The sequence below is a fragment of the Halosaccharopolyspora lacisalsi genome, assembly GCF_014137975.1.
Lineage (GTDB): Bacteria > Actinomycetota > Actinomycetes > Mycobacteriales > Pseudonocardiaceae > Halosaccharopolyspora > Halosaccharopolyspora lacisalsi.
In genome coordinates this window covers 594,610-615,933 of sequence record NZ_JACGWZ010000002.1, presented here as the reverse complement: position 1 = coordinate 615,933, position 21,324 = coordinate 594,610, and the positions used below count along the sequence as shown (strand labels likewise).

Annotated in this window: 23 protein-coding genes; 18 read left to right on the top strand and 5 right to left on the bottom strand. The window is 71.1% G+C overall.

The features are described 5' to 3' along the window. The first annotated feature begins 21 nt into the window (after positions 1–21). From FHX42_RS10695 to FHX42_RS10635, 13 genes are all read left to right on the top strand, one after another. Positions 22–1,266: a benzoate/H(+) symporter BenE family transporter gene (locus FHX42_RS10695; RefSeq protein ID WP_182544058.1), complete on the top strand. Its 1,245-nt coding sequence runs from the start codon at positions 22–24 to the stop codon at positions 1,264–1,266. Positions 1,267–1,349: 83 nt separating this feature from the next. Next, positions 1,350–1,529, top strand: a complete 180-nt coding sequence (locus FHX42_RS10690; protein WP_182544057.1) for a hypothetical protein — start codon at positions 1,350–1,352, stop codon at positions 1,527–1,529. 310 nt (positions 1,530–1,839) lie between these two features. Then, positions 1,840–3,474, top strand: coding sequence for a carbamoyltransferase family protein (locus tag FHX42_RS10685; protein WP_182544056.1), 1,635 nt, complete (start codon positions 1,840–1,842; stop codon positions 3,472–3,474). After that, positions 3,471–4,541 (top strand): glycosyltransferase family 2 protein, encoded by a 1,071-nt coding sequence (locus FHX42_RS10680; RefSeq protein ID WP_182544055.1) that lies wholly within the window; start codon positions 3,471–3,473, stop codon positions 4,539–4,541. The genes FHX42_RS10685 and FHX42_RS10680 overlap by 4 nt, the downstream gene beginning before the upstream one ends. Then, positions 4,538–5,554 carry a glycosyltransferase family 9 protein gene (locus tag FHX42_RS10675; protein ID WP_182544054.1) on the top strand — a complete coding sequence of 339 codons (1,017 nt, stop codon included), beginning with the start codon at positions 4,538–4,540 and terminating at the stop codon, positions 5,552–5,554. The genes FHX42_RS10680 and FHX42_RS10675 overlap by 4 nt, the downstream gene beginning before the upstream one ends. After that, complete coding sequence (locus FHX42_RS10670; protein WP_182544053.1) at positions 5,551–6,516, top strand: glycosyltransferase; 966 nt, start codon at positions 5,551–5,553, stop codon at positions 6,514–6,516. Before FHX42_RS10675 ends, FHX42_RS10670 begins: the two co-directional genes overlap by 4 nt. Then, entirely contained in the window at positions 6,513–7,736 is a 1,224-nt protein-coding gene (locus FHX42_RS10665; RefSeq protein WP_182544052.1) for a glycosyltransferase, read from the top strand. The genes FHX42_RS10670 and FHX42_RS10665 overlap by 4 nt, the downstream gene beginning before the upstream one ends. Beyond that, complete coding sequence (locus tag FHX42_RS10660; protein ID WP_182544051.1) at positions 7,733–8,329, top strand: D-sedoheptulose-7-phosphate isomerase; 597 nt, start codon at positions 7,733–7,735, stop codon at positions 8,327–8,329. The genes FHX42_RS10665 and FHX42_RS10660 overlap by 4 nt, the downstream gene beginning before the upstream one ends. Continuing rightward, positions 8,326–9,705 (top strand): PfkB family carbohydrate kinase, encoded by a 1,380-nt coding sequence (locus tag FHX42_RS10655; protein ID WP_182544050.1) that lies wholly within the window; start codon positions 8,326–8,328, stop codon positions 9,703–9,705. The genes FHX42_RS10660 and FHX42_RS10655 overlap by 4 nt, the downstream gene beginning before the upstream one ends. Positions 9,706–9,775: 70 nt before the next feature. Further along, positions 9,776–10,465, top strand: coding sequence for an SDR family oxidoreductase (locus FHX42_RS10650; RefSeq protein WP_182544049.1), 690 nt, complete (start codon positions 9,776–9,778; stop codon positions 10,463–10,465). Further along, a complete protein-coding gene (locus FHX42_RS10645) occupies positions 10,456–11,433 on the top strand; it encodes a glycosyltransferase family 9 protein (protein WP_328796033.1) in 978 nt (325 codons plus the stop codon). Before FHX42_RS10650 ends, FHX42_RS10645 begins: the two co-directional genes overlap by 10 nt. Continuing rightward, positions 11,430–12,227: a hypothetical protein gene (locus FHX42_RS10640; protein WP_182544047.1), complete on the top strand. Its 798-nt coding sequence runs from the start codon at positions 11,430–11,432 to the stop codon at positions 12,225–12,227. The genes FHX42_RS10645 and FHX42_RS10640 overlap by 4 nt, the downstream gene beginning before the upstream one ends. A gap of 46 nt (positions 12,228–12,273) precedes the next feature. Next, positions 12,274–13,587 carry a UDP-glucose dehydrogenase family protein gene (locus FHX42_RS10635; protein ID WP_182544046.1) on the top strand — a complete coding sequence of 438 codons (1,314 nt, stop codon included), beginning with the start codon at positions 12,274–12,276 and terminating at the stop codon, positions 13,585–13,587. A gap of 39 nt (positions 13,588–13,626) precedes the next feature. Here FHX42_RS10635 and FHX42_RS10630 read toward each other — a convergent pair whose 3' ends face one another. Beyond that, on the bottom strand, positions 13,627–14,700 hold the full coding sequence (locus FHX42_RS10630) for an NAD-dependent epimerase/dehydratase family protein (RefSeq protein WP_182544045.1): 1,074 nt from the start codon (positions 14,698–14,700) through the stop codon (positions 13,627–13,629). A gap of 263 nt (positions 14,701–14,963) precedes the next feature. Between FHX42_RS10630 and FHX42_RS27785 the strand changes: the two genes are divergently transcribed. After that, the gene (locus FHX42_RS27785; RefSeq protein ID WP_182544044.1) at positions 14,964–15,689 is read left to right on the top strand and encodes an FAD-dependent monooxygenase; all 726 of its coding nucleotides are present in this window, start codon (positions 14,964–14,966) and stop codon (positions 15,687–15,689) included. Positions 15,690–15,782: 93 nt separating this feature from the next. Here FHX42_RS27785 and FHX42_RS10620 read toward each other — a convergent pair whose 3' ends face one another. From FHX42_RS10620 to FHX42_RS10610, 3 genes are all read right to left on the bottom strand, one after another. Continuing rightward, entirely contained in the window at positions 15,783–15,977 is a 195-nt protein-coding gene (locus FHX42_RS10620; RefSeq protein WP_182544043.1) for a helix-turn-helix transcriptional regulator, read from the bottom strand. After that, positions 15,977–16,381, bottom strand: a complete 405-nt coding sequence (locus FHX42_RS10615; RefSeq protein WP_182544042.1) for a hypothetical protein — start codon at positions 16,379–16,381, stop codon at positions 15,977–15,979. The genes FHX42_RS10620 and FHX42_RS10615 overlap by 1 nt, the downstream gene beginning before the upstream one ends. A gap of 180 nt (positions 16,382–16,561) precedes the next feature. Beyond that, entirely contained in the window at positions 16,562–16,819 is a 258-nt protein-coding gene (locus FHX42_RS10610) for a hypothetical protein (RefSeq protein ID WP_182544041.1), read from the bottom strand. 283 nt (positions 16,820–17,102) lie between these two features. Between FHX42_RS10610 and FHX42_RS10605 the strand changes: the two genes are divergently transcribed. Continuing rightward, complete coding sequence (locus tag FHX42_RS10605) at positions 17,103–17,588, top strand: DUF1772 domain-containing protein (RefSeq protein ID WP_220480114.1); 486 nt, start codon at positions 17,103–17,105, stop codon at positions 17,586–17,588. Between the two features lie 476 nt (positions 17,589–18,064). Continuing rightward, positions 18,065–18,913: a glycerophosphodiester phosphodiesterase gene (locus FHX42_RS10600; protein WP_182544040.1), complete on the top strand. Its 849-nt coding sequence runs from the start codon at positions 18,065–18,067 to the stop codon at positions 18,911–18,913. Between the two features lie 120 nt (positions 18,914–19,033). Here the strand turns inward: FHX42_RS10600 and FHX42_RS10595 are convergent, their stop codons facing one another. After that, a complete protein-coding gene (locus FHX42_RS10595; RefSeq protein ID WP_182544039.1) occupies positions 19,034–19,279 on the bottom strand; it encodes a MarR family winged helix-turn-helix transcriptional regulator in 246 nt (81 codons plus the stop codon). A gap of 216 nt (positions 19,280–19,495) precedes the next feature. Between FHX42_RS10595 and FHX42_RS10590 the strand changes: the two genes are divergently transcribed. Further along, entirely contained in the window at positions 19,496–20,416 is a 921-nt protein-coding gene (locus tag FHX42_RS10590; protein ID WP_182544038.1) for a polysaccharide pyruvyl transferase family protein, read from the top strand. Further along, positions 20,413–21,312 carry a glycosyltransferase family 2 protein gene (locus FHX42_RS10585; RefSeq protein ID WP_182544037.1) on the top strand — a complete coding sequence of 300 codons (900 nt, stop codon included), beginning with the start codon at positions 20,413–20,415 and terminating at the stop codon, positions 21,310–21,312. The genes FHX42_RS10590 and FHX42_RS10585 overlap by 4 nt, the downstream gene beginning before the upstream one ends. Positions 21,313–21,324: the final 12 nt, after the last annotated feature.

Here is a 21,324-nt window from a genome sequence, read left to right as displayed (position 1 = left end):
GTGGGTGCGGACGATTCTGCTATGACGATCGAACAAACGGAAACCGGCAATCATCGTTTCGAACCGCCCGTGCGCCCGTTCCCCGGCCCGTCGCGACTGGTGCGGGACCTCTCCCCGCGCTACGTGGCCAACGGGCTGGTCGGCCTGATCTTCGCCGCCACCGGTCCGGTGGCGGTGATCCTGGCGGTCGGCGGGCGGGGTGGGCTCTCCCAGGCCCAGCTGGCCTCGTGGATCTTCGGGGTGTTCTTCGTCAACGGGACCCTGACGGTGCTGGCCTGCTGGTCCTACCGCCAGCCGCTGTCGTTTTTCTGGACGATCCCCGGCACCGTGCTGGTCGGGCCCGCGCTGGAACACCTGGCGTGGCCGGAGGTGCTCGGCGCCTTCCTGGCCACCGGTGTGCTCATCCTGGTGCTGGGACTGAGCGGTTGGGTCGGCCGGGTGATGGAGGCCATCCCGATGCCGATCGTGATGGCGATGGTCGCCGGGGTGTTCCTGAGTTTCGGCCTCGACCTCGTGCACGCCCTGGTCGGCGATGTCGCCATCGCGGGTCCGATGGTGGCGCTGTTTCTGGTGCTGAGCTGGCACAGCTCGTGGGGGCGGTGGATACCACCGCTCCTCGGCGCTCTGCTGATCGGTGGTGTCGCGGTGGCGCTGTCCGGGCGCTACGCACCGGACGGGGCGGCGACCCGGTGGATCGCGACCCCGATGGTGCAGTCGCCGCAGTGGTCGTGGCAGGCGATGCTCGAACTGGTCGTTCCGCTGGCCATCACGGTGCTGGTGGTGCAGAACGGGCAGGGGGTGTCGGTGCTGCGCTCGGCGGGTCATCGCCCGCCGGTCAACATGGTCGCCGTCGCCTGCGGTGTCTGGTCGATGCTGACGTCGTTGTTCGGGGCCGTCTCGACCTGCCTGACCGGCCCGACCAACGCCCTGCTGACGGCGTCGGGGGAGCGGTCACGGCACTACGTCGCCGGTATCGCCTGCGGTGCGCTGGCGATGGTGTTCGGGGTGTTCGCACCGCTGTTCACCCACCTCATGCTGGCCATGCCCGGGGCCTTCGTCACCGCGCTGGGCGGACTGGCGATGCTGCGGGTGCTGCAGAACTCGTTCGTCAGCGCGTTCAACGGCCGCTTCACCTTCGGTGCCCTGATCACGTTCATCGTGACCGTGGCCGATGTCCAGGTGTTCAACATCGGTTCGGCCTTCTGGGGCCTGGTCGCGGGTCTCGTCGTGTCCGGGCTGCTGGAGCGCTCCGACTTCGCTCGCTGACGCGCCGCGAAAAACGCCCGCACGCGGGTGCCCGCCGAAGGCGTTCGCGTGCGAGCTGCCTCGGTTCGAGACACACTGGCTCAATGTCCGTTTCCGAACCCGGTGATGTCACGGAAGTGTGCGACTGGTGCGGCCAAGCCGTCTACCAGGAGTCCGCGCGGTATGAGCGGATGCCCGATCCGAGCTCGGAGCAGAACGTCGTGCTGACCGCCTGCTCCGACGACCACCTGCGGTGGCTTCGGGACCGCTACGGTTCGAGCTGAACCTCCGCGCGCTCGTCGATTCGTGATGTTCGCGCCGCATTACCGCGCCGCCGCACGTCGATGAGCGTGAAAGATTTTTACTATTCCGGGGATCGCGCCCGAGCGCGATCTCCGGAACTCTCGTCCCGACATCCGGAGCCGCATCGCTGCGGACCGTACTCGACTGCTCACCAGGGGACGAATTCCCCTGGAAATCGGCGGGTTGGTTTAGCGGCGTCGCTTCGGAGGGTAGCGGTATGGAAGCAACCGAGTCATCGACGCCGGTCATCGGCACAGCCCTTCCAAACAGTCCTTCCAGCCGGAGGCGCTCGTGCGTATTCTCGGTATCAACGCGATCTTCCACGACCCCGCCGCCGCCCTCGTCGTCGACGGCGAGGTGGTCGCCGCTGCCGAGGAGGAGCGGTTCACGCGCCGCAAGCACGGCAAGAGCCCGGTGCCCTTCGCCGCGTGGGAGCCCCCGACATCTTCCGCCGCCTGGTGCCTGCGCCGAGCGGGCATCGGAGCGGAGGACCTGGACGCCGTCGGCTACTCCTACGACCCCCGGCTCGTCGAACACGGCCTGGACGGTCTCGATCCCGGGTGGGAGCAGCTGCGGACCACCTACGCCCACAGAGCCCCGGAGTTCCTGCGCACGGCGCTCCCCGGGCTCGACCCGGACCGCGTGCGGTTCGTGGCCCACCACGTCGCCCACGCCGCGTCGGCCGGTCTCGCCTCCCCCTTCGAGGACACGGCCGTGCTCACCGTGGACGGGCGCGGCGAGAGCACCTCGGCGCTGGCGGGGGAGTACCGCGGGGGCCGGCTGCACGTGCTGGCGAGCCAGCGCCTCCCGCATTCGCTCGGGCTCATGTACGAGGAACTGACCGAGCACCTGGGCTTTCGCCGCTCCAGCGACGAGTACAAGGTGATGGCGCTGGCCTCCTACGCCAAACCGCGCTTCCTGCCGGAGTTCTCCGAACTGGTGCGCACCGACGGAGGCGGTTTCGAGGTCGCCCCGATCGAGTGGTCCCGGTGGGCGCCCCACCGGGGGCCCGACGGGGACCTGCTCGACGAGCACGCCGAACTCGCCTCCAGCGTCCAGACCAGGCTGGAGGAAGTGCTGCTGGAACTGGCGGATTGGTTGCACCGGCAGACCGGCCAACGGCGCCTGACGCTGGCCGGCGGGGTGGCGCTGAACTGCGTGGCCAACACCCGCCTCGCCGAGGAGGGGCCGTTCGACGAGGTGTGGGTGCAGCCCGCCTCGGGGGACTCGGGTACCGCGCTCGGCGCGGCGCTGCACCTGGCCTCCGAGTCCGAGGAGCCCGTCCAGCCCATGCCGGGGGCCGACCTCGGACGGAGCGTCGACGACGACGAGATCGCCGCGCGGCTGGAGGCCGCCCACCTTCCGTACGAGCGACCGGACGACGTGGCCGCCGAGGCCGCCGCCGCGGTCGCCCGTGACGAGATCGTGGGCTGGTTCCAGGGACGCAGCGAGTTCGGCCCGCGCGCTCTCGGGCATCGTTCCCTGCTGGCCCACCCGGGCCGCGCCGACAACGTCGAGCGCCTCAACGAGGTCAAGGGACGAGAGCAGTTCCGGCCCGTGGCCCCGATGGTGCTGGCCGACCGAGCCGCGGAGCTCTTCGGCGGTGGGCCGCTGCCCAGCCCGTACATGCTGTTCGTGCACGACGTGGCCGAACGGTGGCGAGACCGCGTTCCCGCGGTCGTGCACGTCGACGGCACCGCCAGGATCCAGACCGTGGACCGGGACGCCGAGCCGCTGCTGGGCCGGTTGCTCGACGAGTTCGCCACCGCGACGGGGATCCCGGCAATGATCAACACGAGTTTCAACACCGCCGGCCGTCCCATGGTCGACACCGTCACCGACGCGCTCGAGTGCTTCGGCTCCGCGCCCATCGACGTGCTGGTGCTCGGATCGTTCGTGGTGCGCGGGTCGAGGAGGACGGCATGAGCGAAGCGGAGATCCGCTACACGGTAGTGGTGCCCACCACCGGGCGCGCCACCCTCGGCGAGCTGCTGGCGGCCCTGCCGAGCAGCCCACCGCCGGAGGAGGTCGTCGTGGTCGACGACCGGCCGGGTGAGCGGGACGAGCTGCTGCTGCCGGACGGCACCGTGTCGATGCGGGTGCTGAGCTCCGGCGGCCGGGGACCGGCCGGGGCCCGCAACGTCGGTTGGCGGGCGGCCGGGACACCGTGGGTGGTGTTCCTCGACGACGACGTGGTGCCGACACCGGAGTGGGGCCCGGCCCTGCGCCGGGATCTCGAGGAGGCCTCCGACGAGGTCGCGGGGTCTCAGGGCAGGATCGTCGTACCGCTGCCGCGCCACCGCGCGCCGACCGACCTCGAACGCGGCACCGCCGGGCTCGCCGGGGCCTGGTGGATCACCGCCGACATGGCCTACCGGAGCCACGCGTTGGCCGAGGTGGGCGGCTTCGACGAACGGTTTCCCCGCGCCTACCGGGAGGACGCCGACCTCGCGTTGCGGGTGCGGGCGCGCGGTTACCGCCTGACCTGGGGGACGCGGCGCACTCTGCACCCGGTGCGCCCGGCGGGTTTCCTCGCCAGCTTGTGGGCGCAGGCCGGAAACGCCGACAACGCCGCGATGCGGCGCAAGTACGGTCCGAGCTGGCGCCGCCACTCCGGGGAAGGACCCGGCCGGACCGCTCGACACGCCATCACCACGGGAGCCGCGCTCGTCGCCACCGGTGGTGCGGTCCGCGCGGGCCGCGGGGCGGTCACGGCGACGGCCACGGTGGTCTGGCTCGGGTTGACGGCGGAGTTCGCCTGGCGGCGCATCGCACCGGGGCCACGCACTCCGGCGGAGATCGCCAGGATGGTCGTCACCAGTGCGGCCATCCCACCCGCCGCGTGCTGGCACCGGCTGCGCGGCGAGATCCGCGCCCGCCCGCGGGAGACCACTCGCGACGACTCCGCGGAAGCCGGTCGAGACAGGACGCACGGCACTGCCGCGCCGGAGGTCACACGGCCGGTCGGGCGGGCGCGGGAGGCGGTGCGATGAGCGGGACGGTGCTGGTGGCGCGGCTGGACAACGTCGGCGACGTGTTGCTGACGGGTCCGGCGGTGCGCGCGGTGGCCGCCGACGCCGAGTCGGTGGTGATGCTCGCCGGGCCGCGGGGACGCGCGGCCGCCGACCTGCTGCCCGGTGTGGACCGGGTCGTCGAGTGGTGCGCCCCGTGGATCGACCCCGAACCGCCGCCCGTGAACCGCACCGACGTGCTCGACGTCGTCGACCGGTTGCGGGAGACCGGAGCGAGAAAGGCTCTGGTGTTCACCTCGTTCCACCAGTCCGCGCTACCCCTGGCGCTGCTGCTGCGCATGGCCGGTGTCGAGTGGATCGGCGCGATCAGCGAGGACTACCCGGGCTCGTTGCTGGATCTGCGGCATCGCGTCGAGGGGGACCCTCCCGAACCCGAACGTGCGCTGTCGCTGGCGCGGCAGGCGGGCTTCGCGCTCCCCGCCGCGGACGCGGGCCGGTTGGCGGTGCGTCGTCCCCTGCCGGAGATGTTCGACCGCGTGGGACGAGCGGGATACGTCGTGGTGCACCCCGGTGCCTCCGTCCCGGCACGGCAGTGGCCTGTCGAGCACTGCGTCGACGCGGTGCGTCGCTTGACCGCTCGTGGTCATCGAGTCGTCGTCACCGGCACTCCCGACCAGCGGGATCTGACGGCGCGGGTCTCCGACGGGGCGGCTCTCGACCTCGGCGGCCGCACCGGTCTGAGCGAGCTGGCCGCCGTCCTCGACGGTGCCGACGTGGTGGTCGCCCCCAACACCGGGCCGGCCCACCTCGCCGCGGCCGTGGGGACCCCCGTCGTCTCCCTGTTCGCTCCGGTCGTGCGAGCCGCGCGGTGGGCTCCCTACGGCGTGCCGACGACCCTGCTCGGCGACCAGGACGCGCCGTGCCGCGACACCCGGGCGAAGGTGTGTCCCGTTCCGGGGCATCCCTGCCTGTCGGAGGTCGGCGCCGCCGAGGTCGTCCGGGCGGTGGAGGCGATGAGGGAGGTGGCGGCGTGAGGGTCCTGTTCTGGCACGTCCACGGAGCGTGGAGCACCTCCTTCGTGCACGGTGAGCACACCTACTTCGTCCCGGTGACGCCGAACCGGGACGCCGACGGCCGCGGTCGCGCCCGCACCTACCCCTGGCCCTCCAACGCCGTCGAGGTCACCCCCGACGAACTGCGCGGCACCGAGGTCGACGTCGTCGTCCTGCAACGTCCCCACGAGACGGAGCTGACCGAGAAGTGGCTCGGCCGCCGTCCCGGTGTCGACGTGCCCGCGGTGTTCGTCGAACACGACACCCCGCGCGGCGAGGTCGCCGGAACGCGCCACCCGCTGGCCGACCGCGCCGACATCCCGATCGTGCACGTGACCCACTTCAACGAGATGTTCTGGGACTGCGGGCGCGCCCCGCGCACCGTGATCGAACACGGCGTCGTCGACCCCGGGCACGGATACACCGGGGAACTCGACCGGGCCGGAGTGGTGATCAACGATCCCGTGCGCCGGGAACGCGTCACGGGAGCCGACCTGCTGCCCTCGCTGGCCCGGGCCGCGCCGCTGGACGTCTACGGGATGCGCGTGCGGGAGGTTCCGGAGCACTACGGCCTGTCCCGCGACCGGGTCGCCGTCCACGAGGACCTGCCGCAACGGCGGATGCACGCCGAGCTGGCCCGGCGCCGGGTCTACGTCCACCCGTTCCGGTGGACGTCGCTGGGGCTCTCCCTGGTGGAGGCCATGCACCTCGGCATGCCGGTGGTGGCCCTGGCCGCGACCGAAGCGGTCGAAGCCGTCCCGCCCGAGGCGGGGGTGGTCTCGACGCGGCTGGATGTGCTCACCCGCGCCGTCCGGGAGTACCTGGCCGACGCGGACCGAGCCGACGAGGCGGGGCGAGCCGCCCGCGCGGCGGCGTTGGAGAGGTACTCGCTGCGGCGATTCCTCACCGCCTGGGACGGCCTGCTGCAGGAGGTGACCGCATGAGAATCGACCTGATATCCGAACACGCCAGCCCCCTGGCGGCGCTCGGCGGTGTCGACGCGGGCGGACAGAACGTCCACGTCGCCGAGCTGGCCACCGGTCTGGCCCGCAGGGGGCACGAGGTGGTCGTCCACACCAGACGGGACAGCGCCGACCTGCCCACGAGCGTGCGCGCCGCCGCCGGTGTCACGGTCGAACACGTGCCGGCGGGACCGCCGAGGGCGGTCCCCAAGGACGAGCTCCTGCCGTACATGGCCGAGTTCGGCGACCACCTCTCGAGCCGGTGGGCCCTGGAGCGACCGGACGTGGTCCACGCGCACTTCTGGATGAGCGGGGTGGCTGCACGCCGCGGCCTGGACGGACTCGACGTGCCGGTCCTGCAGACCTTCCACGCCCTGGGACGGGTCAAGCGTCGTCACCAGGGCGCGGCGGATCCGAGCCCGCTCCAGCGCGAGCGCATCGAGTCCACCATCGCCCGCGGCTCCGACCTCGTCGTGGCCACGTGCTCCGACGAGGTCGCCGAGCTCGAACAGATGGGCGTGGACCGCGACCGCACCGCCGTGGTGCCCTGCGGAATCGACCTGACGAAGTTCGTCCCGGCCGGACCCGTGGCTCCCCGTGGTGACCGGCCGCGCATCCTCAGCATCGGTCGCATCGTCGCCCGCAAGGGCGTGGACACCGTCATCGCCGCCCTCGCCGAGGTGGCCGAGGCGGAGTTGGTCGTCGCGGGAGGCCCGGACCGGTCCGACTGGGACACCGACCCGGAGATCGTCCGGCTGTGCGAGGCGGCCGAACGGGCCGGGGTTCGCGATCGTGTCCGGTTCCTCGGACAGGTCGGTCACGACGAGGCACCGGCGCTGTACCGGTCGGCCGACGTGGTGGTCAGCGCCCCGTGGTACGAGCCGTTCGGCACGGTCCCGCTGGAGGCCATGGCCTGTGGAGTGGCGCCGGTGGTGACCGCCGTGGGCGGTCATCTGGACACGGTCGTAGACGGCCGCACGGGGCTGCTCGTGCCCCCCAAGGACAGTCGTGCCCTGGCGGAGCGGCTGCGCGAGTTGGTGAACCGCCCGGAGTGGCGTCGCGAGCTGGGACGAGCCGGCGTCGATCACGTGCGGCGGCGCTACGGGTGGGACCGGCTCGTGGGGCGGACGGAGTCGGTGTATCGCCGGGTGCTGGCCCACAGCGGCTTCTCGATGACAGCGTCGACGGGAGGTAGGCCGTGATCGAAGAGCACTTCACCGCATTGGAGCGCGCGGCCCAGCAGGCGCGGGAGAACTCACCCGTCCTGCACGCGTGGGCGACACGCCTGGCCACGGTCCTGCAGGGCGGCGGTCGGTTGCTGGCGTGCGGTAACGGCGGGAGCGCCGCCGAAGCCCAGCACCTCACCGGCGAGTTCGCGGGCCGGTTCCTCCGGGACCGCAGGCCCTACGCGGCGATCCCGCTTCACGCCGACACCTCCGCGTTCACCGCGATCCTCAACGACTACGGCGAGCAGGAGGTCTACGCGCGGGGCGTGCGTGCACACGGGCGTCCCGGAGACGTCCTCGTCACCCTGTCCACCAGCGGGCGCAGCCAGAACGTGATCGCGGCGGTCAAGGCCGCCCACGAGATCGGCATGACGACGTGGGCGATCACCGGTCCCGCCCCCAACATCCTGGCCGCCGTGTGCGAGGACGCCATCGCCGTCGAGGCGCCGAACACCGCCACGGTCCAGGAGCTGCACCTGGCGTTGATCCACGCCCTGTGCGGTGCCTTCGACGAGTTGACCGGGGTGTCCGGGACACCCGGGGATGCGGAGAGGGAGGTGGTCCGGTGAACGGGGACGCGCCGCTGGTGGTCGTCGGCGACGTACTGCTCGACGTCGACGTCGATGGCTGCGCCGAGCGACTGTGCCCGGACGCCCCGGTTCCGGTGGTCGACGTGCTCGCGCGTCGCAACCGGCCGGGTGGGGCCGGGTTGGCGGCGATGCTGGCCGCGCGTGAGGGCGCGCGGGTCACGTTGCTCGCCGGTATGGGTGCCGACGAGACGGGGCGGACACTGAGCGCGTTGGTCGGGCGTTGTGCCGAGCTGCTGCCGCTCGCCTTCGAGGGGGAGACGGTGTGCAAGACCCGGGTCCGGGCCGCGGGACAGTCGCTGATGCGGTTGGATTCCGGTGCCGGAGCCGTACCCGACGAGCCCCTGGACGAGAGCGCGCTGGTCGCCCTGCGTACCGCCGGGGCCGTGCTGGTGGCCGACTACGGACGCGGCACCACCCACAACACCGGCCTGCGGCGGGCGCTGGAGGCGTTGCCACCGGAGATTCCGCTGGTGTGGGACCCGCATCCGAAGGGGGCCGAACCGGTGGCCCGGGCGGACCTGGTGGTGCCCAACCGTTCGGAAGCCCACGGGATCGAGCCGGCGTCGCCGGATCCGCTCGCCACGGCGCGAGCGCTGGTCGAGCGCTGGGGATGTGGTGCGGTCGCGGTGACGCTGGGACCCGAGGGCGCGGTGCTGGCCCACGGTGACCAGCACCGGCACTTCGACCTTCCGCCGATGAGCCACGACTCGGGGTCGGTCGATGTCTGCGGAGCCGGCGACAGCTTCGCGGCGACCGCGGCGCTGTCGATGCTGCACGGAGCCGATCGCACCGCAGCGGTGGCGGAGGCGGTCGAGCGCGCCTGTCGGTTCGTGGCTCAGGGCGGGGCGAACCAGTTGGCGGTGGAAAGCACCGACCACGACCGGCCGGCACCCTCCCGCGGGGCCTCGGCTTTCGACGTCGTCGCCCGCGTCCGGCGTGAACGCGGGCGCACCGTGGCCACGGGGGGTTGCTTCGATCTGCTGCACCCCGGGCACGTGCGCCTGCTCGAACGCGCCCGCGCCCTGGGAGACGCCCTCGTCGTCTGCCTGAACTCCGACGACTCCGTACGTCGTCTCAAGGGGGTGGACCGCCCGGTGGTGTGCGCGCGGGACCGCACGCGCCTGCTGCTGGCGCTGGAGCCCGTCGACGCGGTGGCGGTGTTCGACGAGGACTCCCCGGCCGCGCTGCTGGAACGGTTGCGGCCCGACGTGTGGGTCAAGGGAGGTGACTACGACGGGGTGCCGATCCCGGAAGCCGACGTGATCCGCCGCTACGGCGGATGCAGCGAACTCGTCCCGTTGGAGGACGGGTACTCGACGAGCCGACTGCTGACCTCGCTGCGAGCGGTCGGATAAGGGTGTGCGCACCCGTAGTCGGTCGTTCGGGGTGAGCCCCCGGGTGGCCGTCCGCTGTGGAAGGAGGCTCATGAAATCCCTGGGAAACATCCTCATCACCGGTGGCGCTTCGGGACTCGGGGCGGCGACCGTCCAAGCCGTGCGCGACAACGGTGGCACCCCGCTGGTGCTGGACCGGAACTCGCCCTCGGAACCGGTCGAGCACGCTCTCGTCGATCTCGCCGACCGCGAAAGCACCGAGCACGCCGTCAAGGAGCTGGCCCGCTCCGCCGGGGACCGCATCGACGGGGTGTTCACCGCGGCGGGCATCGACTCCTGCGGATCCCTCGACACGGTCCCCGCCGAGGAGTGGGAGCGCGTGATCGGAGTCAACCTGCTGGGAACCGTGTCCGTGGTGCGGGCCGCGCTGCCCTATCTGCACAGCAGCGCGGGCACCGCGGTGATGTGTTCGTCGACGCTGGGCATCAAGCCGACGCCGGACGCCACGGCCTACTGCGCCTCCAAGGCGGGGGTCCTGGCCTTCTCCCGTTCACTGGCCGCCGAGACGTCGGGGCGCATCGGAGTGACCACCCTCGTGCCCGGCGGCATGCACACGGCGTTTTTCGACGGCCGTGACGAGCAGTACCAGCCGCCGGCGGACGCCAAGCTCAACCAGCCCGAGGACGTCGCCGAGACGGTGCTGTTCGCCCTGCGGCAGCCCCCGGGCTGCGAGGTCCGCGAGATGGTCGTGTGCTCCTCGGAGGAGTCGTCGTGGCCGTGACCCGACGCCACACCGTGCTGGTGTTGCGCGCGCTCGGCCTCGGTGACCTGTTGACCGCAGTTCCCGCGTTGCGGGGACTGCGGGAGACCTTCGCCGACAGCCGGATCGTGCTCGCCGCGCCGAGCCCGCTGAGCGCGTTGCTGCCGCTGATGCGGACCGTGGATTCGCTGTACCCGGCCTCCGGGCCGGGAGGTTTCCGCTGGAACCACCCCGCCCCGGACGTCGCGGTGAACCTGCACGGCAGCGGCCCCGAGAGCATCGAGGCGCTGCGCGACAGCGGGGCGCGGCACGTCATGACCCACGCGCACCCGGACTTCCCGGGGTTGGGCGGCCCCGCGTGGGACGAGGATCAGCACGAGGTGTGGCGATGGTGCCGACTGCTGGGGCACTTCGGTGTCCCGACCGATCCCCAGCGCAGGCGAGTGGAGCGGCCCGAGCACGACGGGAGCCACCCCGGAGCGGTGATCGTGCACCCCGGCGCCAGCCACGTCGCCCGCCAGTGGCCCCCGGAGCGCTTCGCCCGGGTCGCGCGTCGGCTCGCCGAACGCGGGCACGAGGTGGTGATCACCGGCAGTTCCGGGGAACGGGAACTGGCCGACCGCGTCGCCGTCTACGCGAAGCTGCCCCGGACGAGCGTGCTGGCGGGCCGGACCGGCATGGGCGAGCTGGCCGCGCTGGTCTCGCGGGCGCGGCTGGTGGTGTGCGCCGACACCGGGATCGCCCACGTCGCCACCGCGTTCGGCACTCCTTCCGTGGTCCTGTTCGGACCGGTGGCACCGAGCCACTGGGGTCCGCCCGATGATCCCCGCCACGTGGCGCTGTGGTCCGGAACTCTCGGTGACACCTTCGCCGACCGGCCGGATCCGGGACTGCTGCGGCTGTCGAGCGAGGACGTGATCGAAGCGGTCGACGAAGTGCTCGACCGGACCGAGGACCCCGCGCTGTCACGGAGCGGAGGTGTCCGATGAGCACACAGCCGCGTGGGGTCACCGTCCTCGGATCCGGGGTGGTGGAAGTGACCGTCGCGGCCGGGCTGGCCTCCCTCGGGCACCGCGTCGTGCTGGGGGAGGTCGCCGCGGGAAGCCCCTGGGACACCGAGCCGGGACTGTCCACGTTGGTGCGCCGGACGCTGCTGACCGGCAGGCTCGGCTTTCTCCGCCGGTTGCCCGCCGGAATCGACACCACCACGGTCCTGGTACGTGGCGACGGCTCCGTGCCGGAGATCCCGAGGCTGCCCCGCGACTGCGTCCTCGTCGACATCTCGCCGTCGGAGGCGGCCGAGCGCTTCCGCTGGAACTCGCGCGAGGACGCGGCGCCGGTCAGCAGCCCCCTGTTCCTGCACGCGGGGAGCATGGTCGAGGACTTCCTGGCCGCCCGGCACCTCGTCGTCGGGGCCGACGACGAGGCGGCGGTCGAGCACGTGGCCGCGCTGTACCAGCGCCTGCCCGCCGAGATCGTCCGCACCGATGTGCGCGGAGCCGAACTGGTCCGAAACGCGGTCAACGGCTACTTCGCCCTCAAGCAGTCCTACGTCAACGCGCTCGCGGACGTCTGCGCGGCCGTCGGCGCCGACATCACCAGCGTGGCCGAGGCGCTGTCCTACGACCGGCGCTTCGGAGACCGACACATCACGCCCGCGGCGGTACCGCGGCAGCTGCGCCACAGCTTGGAGTCGCTGTCGCGGGACGTCGAGCCCGAACGGGAGCTGTTGCACGACGTGGCCGCGTTCGTCTCCGACTCGGCCGCACCCGGGCCGAGGTGATCCCGTGCTCCTTCGCCCGCGCGATGACCGATCGAGGGGAGAGACGATGACGGCTCGACGGATCGCCGTGCTGGGCACCGGATACGTGGGACTGACCACCGGAGCGTGCCTGGCCTCGCTCGGACACCGCGTGGTCTGCGCCGACGTCGATGCCGCGAAGGTGGCTCGGCTGGAGCGCGGCGAGGTGGACATGCTGGAGTCCGGATTGGCCGAGCTGGTCGCGGACGGACTCGCGTCCGGACGGTTGGGGTTCGTGGTCGGTTCGCCCACCGCGGTCGGCGAGGCCGAGATGGTGTTTCTGTGCGTGCCCACCCCGATGGCCTCCGACGGGGGCGCCGACCTGGCCGTCGTGGAATCGGTGATCCGCGAGGTCGGACACCTGTTGTCCTCCGAATGCGTGCTGGTCACGAAGTCGACGGTGCCGGTGGGAACCTCGGCGCGGGTGGCGGAACTGGTGCGGCGTGACGACGTGGCGGTGGTCAGCAACCCGGAATTCCTCCGCGAGGGTTCGGCGGTGCACGACTTCCTGCACCCGGACCGGATCGTGGTGGGCTCGAACGACCACGCCGCCGCGCGACGGGTCGCGGAGCTGTACGCGGAGCTGGAGGCGCCGACGGTGCTCACCGACGCCGCCAGCGCCGAACTGGTCAAGTACGCCGCGAACTGCCTGCTGGCCACGAAGCTGGCCTACGTCAACGCCCTGGCCGAGGTGTGCGAGCACCGTGGAGCCGACATCGCCGACGTGACGGCGGGAATGGACTCGGACCGGGAGGTGGGACGTTCCTTCCTGCGTCCCGGGCCGGGCTGGGGCGGTTCCTGCCTGCCCAAGGACACCCACGCGCTGCTGCGGATCTCCGAGAGCGTCGGAGTCGACTTCGCGCTGCTGCGTGCGGTGATCTCGGCCAACGCCCGCCAGCGGGAACGGATGGTGACCAAGATCGCCGACACGTGCGGGACGGGGGACCCCGGTTCGCTGTCCGGGGTCCGGCTGGGCGTGCTCGGCCTGACGTTCAAGGCTGGCACCGACGACTTGCGGGACTCGCCCGCGCTGTCGGTGGTGTCGCTGCTCGCCCGGCACGGTGCCGAACTCCGCGCCTACGATCCCGCGTTGCGGGGCGACGAGCCGCGTCTGGAGGGAGTCGCCACTTTGGTGGACGACCCGTATCAGGCGGTGAAGGGAGCGGCCGGGATCGTGGTGCTCACCGAGTGGCCGGAGTTTCGGGAGCTGGACTGGAGCCGGCTGGCGGCGATGCTGGACGGCTCGGTGGTCGTCGACACCCGCAACCACCTCGATCCGCGGCAGCCGCAGGCCGCGGGGGTGTCCTGGCACGGACTCGGGCGTCCGTCCCCACCGCGCTGATCCGGGAGCCCGTCCCGAGCAGCCGAAGTACTGCGGCGGTTACTGGTACCGCCCGACGCCGGTGGCGACTTCACCGGCACGGCCGCCCGGCACCTCGGAGACGAGTGGGGGAGTGGCGGCACCCTCGCGGTGACGCAATCCCTCGACAAAAGCACGCAGGGCGTCCGTGGCGCTGTACTGGGGAGCCCACCCAAGGACGTCGCGGGCGCGCTGCGTGGACATGATGGGGAGCCGCAGCACCGCGTCGAACAGGTGCGGCGAAGCGGGCACCAGACGCAGGTTCCAGGCGGCGGCGATCGCGCAGCGGACCGGCCAGACGGGCATGCGCGCGGTGCGACTGCCGAAGAAATCGGCCAGCCGGGCCGCGTCGACGACCGGGTCGGCCGCGAGGTTGAACGCACCGGAGACCGAGGAGTGCACGGCCAGCCGGTACGCCTCGGCGACGTCGGCGGTGTGGACGAGCTGGACCCGCAGGCCCGGCAGGTCGGGAAACACCGGAACCAGCTCGGGGCGGACCAGACCGTTCGGGAGGAAGGGCCCCGCGAACAGGCGTCGCTGCTGGGAGGCCGACTCCCGTTTGAAGATGAACCCCGGTCGCATCCGCACGACGCGCGTTCCGGGGTGACGTGGTTCGAAGGCGTCGAGGTAGCGCTCGAGGTAGGCCTTCTCGCGGGCGTAGGCGGCCCCCGGCCATCCGTGGGTCGGCCACTGCTCGTCGATCGGTTCGCCCGTCGGTCCCGGCGAATAGGCCGCGACCGAGGAACCGTAGACGAGGTTGCTCACTCCGGCTTCGACGGCGGCCTCGAACACGCGCATGGTGCCGTGGACATTGTTGCGCCAGGTCGTCACTGGGTCGCGGGTGGGCTGGAAGATCCACGAAAGGCTGATGACCGTGTCGACGCCCCGGAAGCGCGCGACGAGGTCGTCCTCGCTGGTATCGGTCCGCTGCCACTGCACCTTCGGCGTCGACCACGTCGCGCCGCGCCGCGAGAGCGCCCTGATCTCGGTGACCTCCTGGTCCTGGACCAGGGCGTCGACGACGCTGGTACCGACGTTGCCGGTGGCGCCGACAACGGCCACGCGACTCCCGTTCGACTGTGCTGACTCGGGCATGAGGACTCCGGCGTGAGCTCGGCGGCGGAAGCTGCCCTCCGGGTTCCCTCCTCACGGCACGGCAAACACGCTCACGGGCGGTGGCTCGGGATCCGCGGGCCGGCGAGAGGGCACTTCCGCGTCCGCACGAGGACGAAAGGAGGAACGCGACACTACGCTTGCGAGGGGAGGTGGAGAGATCGTCGCCCTCTGGGACGCATCGAATTCGTGCACTCCGGCAACGGGGTCAGAGGCACCGGGTCGGACGGACGAAGGAAGGCGACATGAGTCGAGGCGGCGTTCTCGTCGTCGGCGGTGGAATCGGTGGGCTCTCGACTTCCGTCGCGCTGCGGAACGTGGGCTACGACGTCCACGTTGTGGAGATCCGACCCGACCTGCGTTCCTCGGTCACCGGCGTGGGAATCATCCAGCCGGTGAACGCGCTGCGCGCACTGGAGGCGATCGGCTGCGGCGAGGAGTGCCTGGAAGCCGGCCATTCGAGCACCACCTGGGGGTGCTCGATGTGGACGGCAACATGCTCCACGAGATGCCGGGGCCACGATCCCCGGTTCGGGCTTGTCGCCCTTGAACGGTCTCACCCGGCCGCAGCTGCACGGGATTCTGACCACCGAGGCACTCGAGGTCGGCGTCACCATCGAGTACGGCAGGACTTTCGCGAGGCTCCCCGAGATCCCGGGCGGGGTCGAGGTGGTCTACGACGACGAAACCAGCACCGTCGTGGACGTCGTCGGGGTCGACGGCGTCCGTTCGCAGGTCCGGCCTCATGTCGTGGGCACGGAGGTCCAACCGGTCCACAACGGTCAGTCGGCATTCCGGTGCACCGTACCCCGAGAGCCGGACGTCGACCGGATCGTCCTGCAGGAGGGCCCGGAGGGCTTCGTCCGCCGGGCCCGATACGGTCTGCCTCTTCTACAGCACCGCGCGGGACCACCACGATCGGTCGGATCCCGGCGAACTGGGTGTCGCTGCAGATCGGGAGTGGGACGTGAACCCCGCGGACGACACGGATCGGGCGGGCCTGGCCCAGCGCGTCCTGGGGACGATGGTCCGGCCGATCTGATCCGACGAGCCGATCGGGGACGTCATCGCTCGTCGTCGAAGATGTCCTCGATCCGGCAGTCGAATTCGCGTGCCAGCTGGAAGGCCAGTCTCAGGCTGGGGTCGTACTTGCCCGTCTCGACGGAGTTGACGGTCTGCCGTGACACGCCGAGACTGCCTGCCAGGGACTCCTGGCTCCAGCGTCGTTCGGCGCGCAACACTCGTAGGTGGTTGCGCATCAAAGGTACTTCTCGGAACGGGCCCCGTGCGCCAGTGCCCAGGAGACCGCCCCCAGCCCGACGACCATGTAGGGCTGGGCCTGCGGGAGCTGTGCGACGGGCTGCAGGATCATGTAGCTGAAGGCCACGCCCATCGTGATCCAGAAGGCCAGCGCGGAGGATTCGATGTGCAGGGAGCGTTCGACGCCTTCCTGACGCAACGCGGACCGCCCGATGATCACGGCGACGCTCAGGAACCCGACGATCGCCACGGCGGCGAGGGCTCCGACCACAGCACGCACGACGTCGTCGCCGCTGAGCAGGAACATCACGGACACGGTCAGCATCCCGCCGATCCACACGGCGGTGCCGAGCCACACCGTGACTCTCTCCCGGTGCGACAGAGTCGAAGAAGGAAGTGACATGGTTACGACAGTAAAGGAAGCTTGTCGCGATGACAAGCTAGCTTTACTTGACGTTCGGCGGGGCTCGCGCGTCGGAACACCGGACACCGTCGGCTCCAGCGGATCGTGAACTGACGTACCTGCGGGTTCGGTCAAGCCGTTCGGACGCGTTCGCGCTCGCAGTGGGCCCTGCTGGCGGGTTCAGCTACGGTGCTCGCTGTCCAGGGCGGTGCGGATGTCGTTGAGCCAGCCCGTCAGGGCGAACGCCGACAGCTGCGCTTCGTCGCAGATCCGCTCGGCGGCCTGCTCGGTCGTGTAGCCCGTCGCGGACAGGTGTTCCTTGTCGCGCAGGACCAGGGCGACGGCCAGCTGCTCGCCGGTCGACCACGCTTCCGAGGGATGCCCGTCGTTGTGGGTGCGCGCCCAGCGGCACCGCTCGGTGATCTCGTCGACGGTCATGGCCTGCTCCCTCGGTGCGGACGAGTGGACCGGTGTCCACGTGGGCGGACGGTCGGTGATTCGGTGGTACGGCAGCCCCCGTCGATCTCGGCTCGGGAATCTACCACCGAGTCCACTTCGGTGACCGACTCCCGAATGGCCTCTGCGCGGGCGAGCCTTCCCGAACTGTCCTGTCGCCGGCGGATCGATGCTGCGAACGGGTAGACGTGGTTGAACCGTGGCACCATTCCGAGCTGTGAACATCCGCAGAACGCCGGGGCGGCCTCGATCGTGGTCGCGAACAGTGGCGCGTTTCGGCCGAACCGCCTGGTTCTTCGGCAACGTCTACGAAGGCTTGGTCGGGATGCCGCAGCTTCTGGCGGACGCCCGAGAACAGCGCGCACCCCGACTCGCCGGGCCGGGGAGTCCGGTCCGGTACTACGCACCGGTTGCGCCCCTGGCGTTCGGTGCGACGGCGGTCACGCTGGTGCAGAGCTGGCAGTCCGGCGGCGACCGGCGCTTGATCACGACGACGTCGGTGAGCATGGCGTTGGCAGCGGCGCTGAGCACCTACCTCGTACGGTCGGTGAACCTGTACCTGCTGGCCTCCGACGAGCCGCTGAGCGAGCACGACCGGCACCGGCTGATCGTCACGTGGCACAGGACGAACGCGGTGCGTCTCGTCGCTCTCGCTGTTGCCTCGGCTTCGCTGTCGCGCATCGCCTCGAAGCAGTCGGGCTCACCGCTGCGCTCCGGGAAGGGCGACGGACTGCTCGCTGCGAGTTCCTGATCAACGGAGTGCCCCGGAGCGGCTGTTCCAGCGCCTCCGACTGTTCCTCGCCCGCTTCGTGATCGAGCTCGATCTCCCGGTAGTCGCTGTCGTCCTCGACCTCCGGCGCGGTGGCCATCAGCGGGCGAAGCAGTGCCGGTCAGACGGGCGAGGGGGCGGAGGGCGTCCGGGCGCCGCTCTGCGGTCAGACGAGCGTAGCAGGAGTGCACCTCGGTCATGTCCTGAGCAGTCACGCGGTTCGCGTCGTCGGCAGTGCAGGAAGCTGTGCGGGGCACAACCCCGTGCCTTCCGGGCTGCGCTGCGAGCTGAGGACGGTCCACCGCCGACGATAGGTCCGTGGCCGACTCGTCGCACCCCCGAACCTGTCGGTGCTTCCTTCACGGTGTTGACGTTGCCGTGACACCCGTGAACCATGCGCTGTTCAACAGCGATCAGCAGAATAGTTTGGTCGTTTGCCGCTCAAGAGAGGAACAGGCATGCTGCACCGCTTTGCGGTCGTTGCCGCGAGTGCGCTGCTGGCTCTGACCGTTGCGACACCGGTCGCTTCCGCCGGCACCGCGTCCCGGGACCAGGCCGCGAACATCGCCCATCGAGGTGCTTCGGCCTACGCGCCGGAAAACACGCTGGCCGCGGTCCGACTGGGCGTCGAGATGAAAAGCGACCTCGTCGAGGTCGACGTCCAGCGAACCAAGGACGACCGGCTGGTCGTGATCCACGATACGACCCTGGCCCGCACCACCGACGTCGAGCAGAAGTACCCCGATCGCGCGCCGTGGCGGGTCGCCGACTTCACCTTCGCCGAGATTCGCGGCCTGGACGCCGGCTCGTGGAAGTCCCCGAAGTACGCGGGGCAGCCCGTCCCGACCCTGTCCGAGGTGCTGGACCTGCTCGAGCACACACGGGCCGGACTGCTCCTCGAAGTGAAATCCCCCGACCTGTACCCGGGCATCGGGCAGCGCATCGCCGATGAACTAAAGCAGCGGCCGCACTGGGTACGACCCGATCCGACCGGGCGGCGCTTGGTCGTGCAGAGCTTCGACTGGGATTTCGTCCGTCACTTCCACGACCTGCTTCCGCAGGTCGAGGTCGGTGTCCTCGGTGCCCCGAGTACCGATCGGCTCGCCGAGGTGGCCACCTATTCCGACCAGGTCAACCCGCACCACTCCGAGGCGACTCCGGAGTACGTCGCCGACGTGCACGCGCACGGCATGACGATCAGCCCGTACACGGTCGACGATTCGGACAGGATGCGCACCCTGCTCGATCGCGGTGTCGACGGGATCATCAGCAACCGCCCGGACGTGCTGTACGGCGTGATGCACTGAGTTCACCCCTCATCGCGACTCCCGCGACCCGCGCGGGAGGTACGGAGGATCGGCACGAGTCGGTGTCCTGCGGCCGGACGCAGGACACCGACTCGTGCGTCTTCGCGAGATCGTCCTGCTTCACCGGTCCGACGGTGGCGTGGGCCGCTCGGTGTGCAGGGCCTGCAGCGCTCCGGACGTGGCCTCGATGCTCGCGACCTGTTCGTTGCTGAGCCTGGTCATCGCGGTCCGGATGGTGCCGGACCACACGGTGTTGATGGCTTCTTTCGCGGCCGGCGACTTCTCGGTCGGGAGGAGCTGGATGACCCGCCGGTCGGCCGGGTCGCGCTCGCGGGCGACGAGGTCGCGCTCGACCAGGTCACGCACGGCCGCGCTCGCCTTCGGTCTCCTGCCCCGCGAGAACCCGGCCCCGCGGGGCAGCGCCGCCCCCGAGCAGGAGCCCCGTCACCGTCGGCTGAGCCCGACAGGTGAGATCCGGGCCGCGTGTGCCGTTCGTGGGAATCGGGTAGTCGTGCGGCAACAGGTCTGAACCGCGTGTCGCCCGGACGGGTGTTCAGTGCGTTCGGAGGGAGGCGAGTCGTCGTGCGCGTGTTGCTGGTGGGATGGCCGAGTTTCCTGCACGGTGAGGCCACGGCCGGTGACGTGCTCAGCATGCGAAGGATCGCCGAAGCTCTCGCGTCGGCCGGCATCGCCCACGACACGGTTTGGAGCCCGAAGTTCGCCCCCGGTTGCCTCACCCTGGATCGGGCGTGGCCGCAGGACTACACGCACCTCGTCTTCGCGTGCGGCCCCGCTCACGGATGGCAGGTGCGGGACCTGCATCGTCGCTACGCCCGGTGCCGCCGCCTCGCGGTCGGAGTCTCGGTGGTGGACCCGGACGATCCGGCGGTGACCGGGTTCCACGGGATCTTCGCCAGGGACGGCCTGACCGGCCCCGCCCGGGACCTCGCGTGTCCACCGCGGCGCCCCGACGTCCCGGTCGTCGGTGTCGTCCTGGCTCCGGGTCAGGGCGAGTACTCCGATCGGCGCCGCCACGACAGCGTGCATCGATGCCTGCTGGACTGGCTCGATCACCGCGACCACGCCCCGCTGCCGCTGGAGACCAGACTCGACACCGGCGACTGGCGGCTGTGCTCGAGCCCGGAGCAGTGCGCCGCGTTGTTCGCCCGGGTCGACGTGGTCGTGACCTCGAGGTTGCACGGGTTGTTGCTGGCCCTGTCCCAGTCCGTTCCCGCACTGGCCCTGGACCCGGTGGCCGGTGGTGGCAAGGTCACCGCCCAGGCCGCGGCGTGGCGGTGGCCCGCGACGGTGGCGGCCGAACAAATCCAGGACGGGGACGCGGACGCCTTCGCCGTGCTGGACCGGTGGTGGGGCTGGTGCCGGTCCTCGGAAGCCCACGCGCTGGCCCGCGAACGCACCAACGGTTTCGGGGGAACGCACCACTTGGTGACGGCGCTGCTCGACGAGCTCGAAGCCAGCCCCGCGGCCCCGGAGCCGGCATGACGACACAGCGGCCGACACACCCTGACGGGCCGCGGACGACCGTGGTCATCGCGACCAGGAACCGCCGCGAGTACCTGATGCGAACGCTGCGTGCTCTCGACCGCCTCGATCCGCCCGCCCCGATCGTCGTCGTGGACAACGCTTCGCAGGACGACACCGCCGAGACCGTGATGCGCCACCGTCCCGACGTCCGCCTGCTGCGTCTGCCGCGCAACAGGGGAGCGGTGGGCCGCAATCTCGGCGTGCTCTGCGCGCGGACACCCTATGTCGCTTTCAGCGACGACGATTCCTGGTGGCACCCCACCGCCCTGTCCCGCGCCGAGGAACTGCTCGACGAACATCCCGGAGTGGGGCTGCTCGCGGCACGAACCCTGGTCGGGGAGCAGGGCCGGCCCGACCCCGTCGGTGACCTCATGCGGCGAAGTCCGCTGGGCACGGCCCCCGGACTCCCCGGACCGTCCGTCCTGGGATTCATGGCCTGCTCGGCCGTGGTCCGTCGGCGGGCCTTCTTCGAGGCGGGCGGATTCGGTCCCACCCTGTTCTTCGTCGCCGAGGAGAAACTGCTGGCCTACGACCTGGCGGCGGCCGGGTGGGAGCTCGTGTACGTCGACACGGTGCGCGCGCACCACCATCCGGCCGAGCACCGTCGGGACGGCTCTCGGCGCGGGGACGTCGAGTGGCGCAACAACCTCCTCATCGACTGGATGCGGCGCCCGCTGTCGACGGCGGCGAAGCGCACGGCCGGACTCCTGGGGAACGCGCGGCGCGATCCCCAGGCGCGCCGGGTCGCGGTGGCCACGCTCGGGAAACTGCCCACGGCGCTGCGGCGACGTGCTGTGCTGCCGGCCGACGTCGAGCGCCGGGTCGGTCTCGTCGAGCAGGGGCACGGGCACTGACGGAGTGGCGAT

What these genes read in the sequence shown, in the direction of transcription:
- FHX42_RS10695 (WP_182544058.1), top strand. Translation starts at nt 22, where the DNA reads ATGACGATCGAACAAACGGAAACCGGCAATCATCGTTTCGAACCGCCC.
- FHX42_RS10690 (WP_182544057.1), top strand. Translation starts at nt 1,350, where the DNA reads ATGTCCGTTTCCGAACCCGGTGATGTCACGGAAGTGTGCGACTGGTGC.
- FHX42_RS10680 (WP_182544055.1), top strand. Translation starts at nt 3,471, where the DNA reads ATGAGCGAAGCGGAGATCCGCTACACGGTAGTGGTGCCCACCACCGGG.
- FHX42_RS10675 (WP_182544054.1), top strand. Translation starts at nt 4,538, where the DNA reads ATGAGCGGGACGGTGCTGGTGGCGCGGCTGGACAACGTCGGCGACGTG.
- FHX42_RS10665 (WP_182544052.1), top strand. Translation starts at nt 6,513, where the DNA reads ATGAGAATCGACCTGATATCCGAACACGCCAGCCCCCTGGCGGCGCTC.
- FHX42_RS10650 (WP_182544049.1), top strand. Translation starts at nt 9,776, where the DNA reads ATGAAATCCCTGGGAAACATCCTCATCACCGGTGGCGCTTCGGGACTC.
- FHX42_RS10640 (WP_182544047.1), top strand. Translation starts at nt 11,430, where the DNA reads ATGAGCACACAGCCGCGTGGGGTCACCGTCCTCGGATCCGGGGTGGTG.
- FHX42_RS10635 (WP_182544046.1), top strand. Translation starts at nt 12,274, where the DNA reads ATGACGGCTCGACGGATCGCCGTGCTGGGCACCGGATACGTGGGACTG.
- FHX42_RS10630 (WP_182544045.1), bottom strand. Translation starts at nt 14,700, where the DNA reads ATGCCCGAGTCAGCACAGTCGAACGGGAGTCGCGTGGCCGTTGTCGGC.
- FHX42_RS27785 (WP_182544044.1), top strand. Translation starts at nt 14,964, where the DNA reads ATGAGTCGAGGCGGCGTTCTCGTCGTCGGCGGTGGAATCGGTGGGCTC.
- FHX42_RS10620 (WP_182544043.1), bottom strand. Translation starts at nt 15,977, where the DNA reads ATGCGCAACCACCTACGAGTGTTGCGCGCCGAACGACGCTGGAGCCAG.
- FHX42_RS10615 (WP_182544042.1), bottom strand. Translation starts at nt 16,381, where the DNA reads ATGTCACTTCCTTCTTCGACTCTGTCGCACCGGGAGAGAGTCACGGTG.
- FHX42_RS10610 (WP_182544041.1), bottom strand. Translation starts at nt 16,819, where the DNA reads ATGACCGTCGACGAGATCACCGAGCGGTGCCGCTGGGCGCGCACCCAC.
- FHX42_RS10600 (WP_182544040.1), top strand. Translation starts at nt 18,065, where the DNA reads ATGCTGCACCGCTTTGCGGTCGTTGCCGCGAGTGCGCTGCTGGCTCTG.
- FHX42_RS10585 (WP_182544037.1), top strand. Translation starts at nt 20,413, where the DNA reads ATGACGACACAGCGGCCGACACACCCTGACGGGCCGCGGACGACCGTG.